At 68.1% G+C, this 1,026-nt stretch carries 1 protein-coding gene; it reads right to left on the reverse strand.

The genetic code is table 11. The features are described 5' to 3' along the window. Positions 1-38: 38 nt before the first annotated feature. Positions 39-962 (reverse strand): hypothetical protein, encoded by a 924-nt coding sequence (locus ACWGIG_RS39055; protein WP_453326466.1) that lies wholly within the window; start codon positions 960-962, stop codon positions 39-41. Between the last annotated feature and the right edge of the window lie 64 nt (positions 963-1,026).

A 1,026-nucleotide genomic window follows, 5' to 3' on the forward strand; every position in this document is an offset into this window, starting at 1 on the left:
GGACGGCCCTGGTGCGAGGGCCGTCCGGCCGCATTCCGTCAGCCCTGCGGCCTCTGCTGCTGCTTCTTCAAGAGCTCCTTGAAGTCGAGCGTCTCGCCCGTCGGCGGGGCCTCGGCGGTGACGTCCACGCCGTAGTCCGTGTAGTAGGCGGTGGTGTTGAACGGGCCGTTCTTCGTCTCGGAGCGCTCGGCCTTCTTCACCAGGAGGTCCTCCTTGTCGACCCAGATGTCGACGGTGCTGGTGGTGATGCCCGCCTGCTCCAGCTGGCTCTTGAGACCCGCGAGGGTCTTCGCGTCGAGCTTGGAGTTGGCCTCGGCCATCTTCTGGACGTCGAGGATGCCCCTGTAGTGCGTGGCCTGCACACCGCGGACGTCCTCCTTGCCGACCTCCTTGACCTGCCCGGAGGCGAGCAGCTGCTTCACGCCCTGCTCCGGGGTGGAGTTCTGCATCTGGTCCTTCATCAGGGCGCCGCTGGGGCCCATCAGCTTGACCATGTCGTCGTACGAGTAGCGGAGCCAGGACTTGCCGCCCAGGTCCTTGGCGAAGGCGGGCCCCATGTCGACGTAGTACGCGTCGGGGAGGTAGCGGGCCTCCATCTTGCCGTCGGTGCCGGCCTTCTTCAGGTTCTCGGCCATCGGGCCGCTGGTGTACCTGAGGTCCATGACTCCGGTGACGCCGTTGTCCCAGCGGATCGCACCCTTGCTCTCGGTGCCCATCGTGCTGCCGACCGACATGGTGCTCTCGACCTTCGCGGACTTCGCGGCGCCGGCCTTCTTCTGGACGGACTGGAGCACGTGGAGGGCGCTGCGGGCGCCGTCCGTGCCGCCGCCGGCCTGCTTGCCGCCGTTGCCGCCCCCCGTGCCGCCACCGCCCCCGTTGCCGCCGCCACAGGCGGCCAGGCCCGTCAGCGCGGCCACCGTCAGCACGGAGAGACCTGCACGGCGTACGAGTGCCCTGTTCATATGTCCTCAATTCGGCGAGAAGGGACTGGAAAGCGAAAAGCCGGGTTGCACCCCTGCGGAGAGG

Source organism: Streptomyces sp. NPDC054863 (assembly GCF_053610825.1).